The following is a 6,749-nucleotide window of genomic DNA, read 5'->3' as shown; positions in this document are numbered from 1 at the left end:
CTGATAGAAACAGAAGCCACTGGAGCACCTCAAAAACACCATCATACACTAAATCAGTAAGTTGGCAGCATCACCCGCACAGCAAATCAATTTTCACCGTAACAAACTGGAAAATTTACGCTTCAGTGGTGATTTGTACTAATTTGATTTTCCATAATCAACTCGCCATAATCATGTCATCGGAGCCTGAACAACTCCGGTGACTTCTGCGCTAAACGGGGACGTTTATGCGCACATACAATCTAAACTCTCTTCTCCCTTCACAGATGCAGAAATGCACCTGCGATTTTTTGCATCCAGCGTTTGACCTCTGCGGAGGTGAAGCGTGAACCTCCCACAAGACGGCATCAAATTACATCGCGGTAACTTCACCGCTATCGGTCAGCAGATCCAGCCTTATCTGGAGGACGGCAAATGCTTTCGCATGGTGCTTAAACCGTGGCGCGAAAGACGCAGTCTTTCCCAGAATGCACTCAGCCACATGTGGTACAGCGAAATCAGTGAGTACCTCATCAGCAGGGGGGAATCGTTCGCTACTGCAGCATGGGTAAAAGATGCTCTCAAACACACATACCTCGGTTATGAAACCAAGGACCTGGTTGATGTCGTAACCGGCGAAGTCACTACGATCCAGTCGTTACGCCATACCTCCGATCTTGATACCGGAGAGATGTATGTCTTCCTGTGTAAGGTTGAAGCCTGGGCGATGAATATTGGCTGCCGCCTGACTATTCCGCAGAGCTGCGAGTTCCAGCTGCTGCGCGACAAGCAGGAGGCGTAATGACTACACCGCTTATTCGGGTCATGAACGGACACATCTACAGAGTACCAAATCGTCGTAAGCGTAAGCCTGAGCTGAAGCCATCCGAAATACCAACACTGCTAGGGTATACCGCCAGCCTGGTTGATAAAAAATGGTTGCGACTGGCAGCAAGGAGGAATCATGGCTGATTTGAGAAAAGCAGCGCGTGGTCGGGAATGCCAGGTAAGAATCCCTGGCGTATGTAATGGCAATTCTGAGACGTCTGTACTGGCACATATCCGGCTGGCTGGATTGTGCGGTACCGGTATCAAACCGCCAGACCTGATTGCCACCATTGCATGTTCTGCCTGTCACGACGAAATCGACCGCCGCACACATTTTGTCGATGCTGAGTATGCAAAAGAATGCGCGCTGGAAGATATGGCGAGAACACAGGTTATCTGGCTGAAAGAGGGGGTTATTAAGGCGTGAATACCTACAGCATCACATTACCCTGGCCTCCGAGCAATAATCGCTATTACCGCCATAATCGCGGGCGCACGCACATCAGCGCAGAGGGGCAGGCATACCGCGATAACGTCGCCCGAATCATTAAAAACGCAATGCTGGATATCGGCCTGGCTATGCCTGTGAAAATCCGCATTGAGTGCCACATGCCGGATCGCCGTCGCCGTGACCTGGATAATCTGCAAAAAGCCGCTTTTGACGCACTCACTAAAGCAGGTTTCTGGCTGGATGATGCTCAGGTCGTTGATTACCGCGTTGTGAAGATGCCTGTTACCAAAGGTGGGAGGCTGGAACTGACCATCACCGAAATGGGGAATGAATGATGTTTGAGTTTTATATGGCAGAACTTCTTCGCCACCGCTGGGGGCATCTGCGCTTATATCGTTTCCCCGGTTCTGTTTTGACCGATTACCGAATACTGAAGAGTTACGCCAAAACCCTGACAGGAGCAGGAGTATGAAGTCAGAGATAACAATCAACTAATACTGTTTTGTTGATTTTTGCTTGTAATTGGCGTTCTGGTCTGATTTTTGTGGAGTAAGTTGATGCGTGATATTCAGATGGTTCTTGAGCGTTGGGGAGCGTGGGCGGCTAATAATCATGAAGATGTGACCTGGTCGTCCATTGCCGCCGGTTTTAAGGGATTAATTCCTTCAAAAGTAAAATCTCGCCCGCAATGTTGTGACGATGACGCGATGATCATTTGCGGGTGCATGGCCCGTCTGAAAAAGAACAACAGCGATTTGCACGATTTATTAGTAGATTATTATATAGTCGGTATGACATTCATGTCACTGGCAGGTAAGCATTGCTGCTCTGATGGTTATATCGGGAAAAGGTTACAAAAGGCTGAGGGCATAATTGAAGGGATGTTAATGGCATTAGATATCCGGTTAGAGATGGATATCGTTGTTAATAACTCTAATTAATACGCCAATTATTTACTAAAAGTTATTAAAAATGGGGCGTTGAAGCGCCCCCAAAAATAAAGGGTAATATATAACAGAAGGTTTGTATAGTTAGAAGCAAGGTTGTGCTTCTAAAGGAAGTGGCTTGAGGGAGCCACTTATATGTTGGGGAGGCAAAGCCTCCCACAACATATCTTTTAGTAATCAAATTAGAACTGGTAAACCATACCTACAGCAACGATATCATCGGTAGCAACGCCAGATGCTTTCGTGAAATCGCTCTTATCAATCAGGTTGATTTTGTAGTCAACAAAAGTGGACATATTTTTGTTGAAGTAATAGGTTGCACCTACATCAACATATTCAACCAGGTCCTGATCACCCCAAACACCCAAGTCTTTTCCTTTAGAATGCAGGTAAGCAACGGATGGACGCAGGCCGAAGTCGAACTGATATTGTGCAACAGCTTCGAAGTTTTGTGCTTTGTTGGCAATATGGTTATTACCAAAAACAGTCATGTTCTGGGTTTCAGAATAGGTGGTGGCCAGATAGATGTTGTTCGCATCATATTTCAGACCAGCTGCCCATACTTCAGCATTTTGACCAGAAGCATTCAGACCGTTGTTACCGTAGATAACCTGATTATTAGTGCGATCAGATTTAGCATAGGTTGCACCCACGCCGAATCCTTCATACTCATAAGTAGTTGAGAAACCGAAACCATCGCCATTAGCTTCAGTTACTTCATTTCGGTCATTTTTGCCCTGATACTGAGCTGCAAAGTTCAGGCCATCAACCAGACCAAAGAAGTCGTTGTTACGATAAGTTGCAACACCTGTGGTGCGACCAGTCATGAACACATCTGTTTGGGTCCAGGTATCGCCACCGAATTCTGGCAGAACGTCAGTCCACGCACCGATGTCGTATGCTACACCGTAGTTACGGCCGTAATCGATTGAGCCGTAGTCACCGAATTTCAGGCCAGCGAAGGCAAGACGGGTTTTATCTTTGGAGGAACCTTGAGATTCAGCGCGGTTGCCTTTGAATTCATATTCCCACTGACCGAAACCAGTCAGTTGATCGTTGATTTGGGTTTCACCTTTGAAGCCAAGACGGGCATAAGTAGTATCACCATCATCTGCATCATTAGAGGAGAAGTAGTGCTTAGCATTAACTTTCCCGTACAGATCCAGCTTGTTACTGTCTTTATTATAAATTTCAGCTGCCTGAGCAGACATCGCCATCAGTACTGATGCAGCTACAGCAGAAATTGCCACTGTTAATTTTTTCATCGTGAGCCCTTTTTTTTGAACTATTATTAAAAAATGATGTCACTGCGCGATAAATATTCATCTAATCAATGTGATTATTTCAAGATGTAAGTTTTGGTTTCTCGTTTAATTTGTGAAGTAGATCTCTATTTTTATCTGAACTTTTTTCTATCGAATCCTATTCATGGCTCTTGGCTGAATAAAAATAAATCTATTAGCCAATTTATATTAATGGCTGTTATTTATAAGTGCTCTATAATTTGAAGGTTCAATTTAAATTGGCTAAAAATAACGCTGGAAATTATTTGTTGGTTATTTGTTGAGATTTTCTTATGTATTTGTAGTGGTGTTTTCAATACTCGGTAGCATTCTCGCAAATATCATTTAGTGGTTTACGTACGTAAAAAATTGGTTATGCTGTTAAGAGTGGTTACTTCGTTACACAGCTTAAACCCGCCGTCGAGCGGGTTTTTCCATTTTTTGAGTCTCGATATTAGCTGATAACCCAATACCTGAGTTATTCACTGACTCCGAGTCTGTTACGTTTCGTAGTATTCCCTCAATTTACACCCGCTTTGTCTGCGAGGTGGGGTTATGAAATCCATGGATAAGTTAACAACGGGTGTCGCCTATGGCACCTCAGCAGGTAGTGCCGGGTACTGGTTTTTACAGCTGCTCGATAAAGTCACGCCCTCACAGTGGGCAGCAATAGGTGTGCTGGGTAGCCTGGTATTTGGCCTGCTGACGTACCTGACAAACCTTTATTTCAAGATTAAAGAAGATAAGCGCAAGGCTGCGAGAGGTGAATAATGCCTCCATCATTACGAAAAGCTGTTGCTGCTGCTATTGGTGGCGGGGCTATTGCTATAGCATCTGTGTTAATCACTGGCCCAAGTGGTAACGATGGTCTGGAAGGTGTGAGACATAATCCTTACAAAGACATAGTTGGTGTATGGACTGTATGTTACGGGCATACAGGAAAAGACATCATTCCCGGTAAAACGTATACCGAAGCAGAGTGCAAAGCCCTCCTGAATAAAGACCTTGCCACTGTCGCCAGACAAATTAACCGGTACATCAAAGTCGATATACCGGAAACAACGCGCGGCGCTCTTTACTCGTTCGTCTACAACGTGGGTGCTGGCAATTTCAGAACATCGACGCTTCTTCGCAAAATAAACCAGGGTGATATTAAAGGCGCATGTGATCAGCTACGGCGCTGGACATACGCTGGCGGTAATCAATGGAAAGGACTGATGACTCGCCGTGAGATTGAGCGTGAAGTCTGTTTGTGGGGGAAACAATGAGCAGAGTAACCGCGATTATCTCCGCTCTGGTTATCTGCATCATCGTCTGCCTGTCATTGGCTGTTAATCATTACCGTGATAACGCAATCGCCTACAAAGAGCAGCGCGATAACAAGGCCAGTGAACTGGAGAAGGCGAACGCCACCATCGCTGACATGCGGAAGCGTCAACGTGATGTAGCAGAACTCGACGCAAGATACACAAAGGAGCTTGCTGATGCTAACGCGACTATCGAAAGTCTCCGTGCTGATGTTTCTGCTGGGCGTAAGCGCCTGCAAGTCGCCGCCACCTGTGCAAAGTCAACGACCGGAGCCAGCGGCATGGGCGATGGAGAAAGCCCAGGACTTACAGCAGATGCTGAACTCAATTATTACCGTCTCCGAAGTGGAATCGACAAGATAACCGCGCAGGTTAACTACCTGCAGGAATACATCAGGACGCAATGCCTGAAATAATTTTTTTGCAAATCACAAAGTCCATTTAATGAGCCTCGCGATGCGGGGCTTTTTTTACATCTGAATTTCACAGCGCATCTCACGCGCATATTACATCACCCGAGCCTTTCAGAAAGTTGAGCCTGAGAACTGCCGTATATGGTGGCGACCATCTCGGGGCGGCTTTTCTGTGAGACAGGCTCACTTTCTAAAAGGTAAAGACGCTATGAACCAATTAGAAGAAAAGCTTCAAAGAATGATTTCCTTATACAAGGAAGATAACTGCCAAAAAGTTCCTTAAAACATCGCAGAGTTAATGGAATTGGCAAGTGAATTTTCTGGCATGCTTAAGTCGTCAGGTGTTCGGTCAGCGTTCTTTGTTGAAATGCTGATGCACGGCGGACTTATGGCAACAATGAGACGTGTAATGGAAGACCAGAGAAAAGAACCTCCTCAGGTATACGTTTTGTCATCGAAGAAAACTGGGCTAACCAAAATTGGGTATTCATCCAACATTCCACAACGCATCAAATCGCTTGGCAACTCTGGACCAGACTGCTTGAAGCTTGAGTGCCTGATCCCTGGTGGAAGAGAAACTGAAAACATGCTTCATCGCAAATTTGCCGCAAAGAGAAAGCACGGTGAATGGTTCGCCCTGTCCAAGGATGACATTGAGGGATTGAAATCTGTAGCGATTACTTCTGATGGCTATTAATGCTTGTTTAGAGCAATTTTCATAACAACTCTTCATTACAAAGCCCATCTACTGGTGGGCTTGATAATGAAACCGTGATTTACATCCCCACAATCCGGGTATGTAAAAGATAGTTCAGGCGAGAACGGATTTAACTAAATCTGTGCGCCACCAGTTAACGGCAGTACCACGAAACAACCCAAGCCAGTAAGTGGGGAAATAACACCGGCAGCCACTGAAAGATGAACCTCCTGCCTTATGGCAAAAAAGATTCTTTGTGGTGGCGGACTGATGGAAAGACATCCTAATTTCAGCCAAACATTGAAGGAGTTGTTATGTCAGCAGAAGGTTTCAATAACCCATCAAAATTCCGGGATGAGTGGGATAGCAGCGTAAAGAGTAAGTGATGCCATCACAAAAGCCATTCCCTACAGAGTGGCTTTGATAATGGCTTATACCCTACACGGGATAACTTAACTGATATCCTTTTTAAAGGATAAAGGTATTCAAGCCTGACACATCATGCGCTGTATCGTCGCCGTATTCCCGTATTAACAGAGACCGTAGCCCGACGGGGAACTCCTTCTGCGCGAGTGTGCGGGAATAATCAAAAACGATGCACACCGGGGTTACCGGGTACACATATTTCATCATGCCAGCGAGTCCGGTTCTGGCACGGAAGAAACCGGACGTTATGATTTAGTGCGGAAATATTTGTGTAGTGTTCTGAATGTTCTCAGTAAAGAGTAATGAATTATCAAAGGTATAGTAATACCTTTTGTTTTCGTGGATATTTGTAATCCATCTGAAAACCCCTGCTGTAGCAAGATTTTTCCTGTATTCGTAAAATGATAACTCTCCTGAT

General features: G+C 45.3%; 13 protein-coding genes. 11 read left to right on the top strand and 2 right to left on the bottom strand.

Going from position 1 to position 6,749, the window contains the following annotated elements; all coding sequences use genetic code 11:
* The first annotated feature begins 227 nt into the window (after positions 1 to 227).
* From OQV04_RS22970 to quuD, 7 genes are all read left to right on the top strand, one after another.
* Positions 228 to 329 carry a hypothetical protein gene (locus tag OQV04_RS22970; protein ID WP_077757380.1) on the top strand — a complete coding sequence of 34 codons (102 nt, stop codon included), beginning with the start codon at positions 228 to 230 and terminating at the stop codon, positions 327 to 329.
* Positions 326 to 781: a YbcN family protein gene (locus tag OQV04_RS22965; protein WP_032280915.1), complete on the top strand. Its 456-nt coding sequence runs from the start codon at positions 326 to 328 to the stop codon at positions 779 to 781. The genes OQV04_RS22970 and OQV04_RS22965 overlap by 4 nt, the downstream gene beginning before the upstream one ends.
* Complete coding sequence (locus OQV04_RS22960; protein WP_000211034.1) at positions 781 to 951, top strand: NinE family protein; 171 nt, start codon at positions 781 to 783, stop codon at positions 949 to 951. The genes OQV04_RS22965 and OQV04_RS22960 overlap by 1 nt, the downstream gene beginning before the upstream one ends.
* Positions 944 to 1,234 (top strand): DUF1364 domain-containing protein, encoded by a 291-nt coding sequence (locus OQV04_RS22955; RefSeq protein ID WP_032280914.1) that lies wholly within the window; start codon positions 944 to 946, stop codon positions 1,232 to 1,234. Before OQV04_RS22960 ends, OQV04_RS22955 begins: the two co-directional genes overlap by 8 nt.
* Positions 1,231 to 1,593 carry a crossover junction endodeoxyribonuclease RusA gene (gene rusA, locus OQV04_RS22950; RefSeq protein WP_001099699.1) on the top strand — a complete coding sequence of 121 codons (363 nt, stop codon included), beginning with the start codon at positions 1,231 to 1,233 and terminating at the stop codon, positions 1,591 to 1,593. Before OQV04_RS22955 ends, rusA begins: the two co-directional genes overlap by 4 nt.
* A complete protein-coding gene (locus OQV04_RS22945) occupies positions 1,590 to 1,730 on the top strand; it encodes a YlcG family protein (RefSeq protein ID WP_032280446.1) in 141 nt (46 codons plus the stop codon). Before rusA ends, OQV04_RS22945 begins: the two co-directional genes overlap by 4 nt.
* A gap of 85 nt (positions 1,731 to 1,815) precedes the next feature.
* The gene (gene quuD, locus OQV04_RS22940; RefSeq protein WP_001204774.1) at positions 1,816 to 2,199 is read left to right on the top strand and encodes an antitermination protein QuuD; all 384 of its coding nucleotides are present in this window, start codon (positions 1,816 to 1,818) and stop codon (positions 2,197 to 2,199) included.
* A 188-nt stretch (positions 2,200 to 2,387) separates the two neighbouring features.
* On the opposite strand, the gene ompC is transcribed toward quuD, so the two are convergent.
* Positions 2,388 to 3,470, bottom strand: a complete 1,083-nt coding sequence (gene ompC / locus OQV04_RS22935; RefSeq protein WP_000737263.1) for a porin OmpC — start codon at positions 3,468 to 3,470, stop codon at positions 2,388 to 2,390.
* 573 nt (positions 3,471 to 4,043) lie between these two features.
* On the opposite strand from ompC, the gene essD reads away from it, so the two are divergent.
* From essD to OQV04_RS22915, 4 genes are all read left to right on the top strand, one after another.
* Positions 4,044 to 4,259: a phage lysis protein EssD gene (essD, locus tag OQV04_RS22930; protein WP_000839596.1), complete on the top strand. Its 216-nt coding sequence runs from the start codon at positions 4,044 to 4,046 to the stop codon at positions 4,257 to 4,259.
* Entirely contained in the window at positions 4,259 to 4,756 is a 498-nt protein-coding gene (locus OQV04_RS22925) for a lysozyme (RefSeq protein ID WP_001135256.1), read from the top strand. The genes essD and OQV04_RS22925 overlap by 1 nt, the downstream gene beginning before the upstream one ends.
* Positions 4,753 to 5,211: a lysis protein gene (locus tag OQV04_RS22920; protein ID WP_001408742.1), complete on the top strand. Its 459-nt coding sequence runs from the start codon at positions 4,753 to 4,755 to the stop codon at positions 5,209 to 5,211. The genes OQV04_RS22925 and OQV04_RS22920 overlap by 4 nt, the downstream gene beginning before the upstream one ends.
* Before the next feature lie 295 nt (positions 5,212 to 5,506).
* A complete protein-coding gene (locus OQV04_RS22915; RefSeq protein WP_000417740.1) occupies positions 5,507 to 5,905 on the top strand; it encodes a GIY-YIG nuclease family protein in 399 nt (132 codons plus the stop codon).
* Positions 5,906 to 6,583: 678 nt separating this feature from the next.
* Here OQV04_RS22915 and OQV04_RS22910 read toward each other — a convergent pair.
* Positions 6,584 to 6,749, bottom strand: a 166-nt coding sequence (locus OQV04_RS22910) for a DUF1398 family protein (protein ID WP_032196728.1), incomplete at its 5' end; no start/stop codon positions are given.

The organism is Escherichia sp. Lx600-2, from assembly GCF_036662595.1.
GTDB classification, from domain to species: domain Bacteria; phylum Pseudomonadota; class Gammaproteobacteria; order Enterobacterales; family Enterobacteriaceae; genus Escherichia; species Escherichia coli.
Note: the sequence above shows the minus strand (reverse complement) of the source record. Positions and strands in the feature narration are given on the sequence as shown.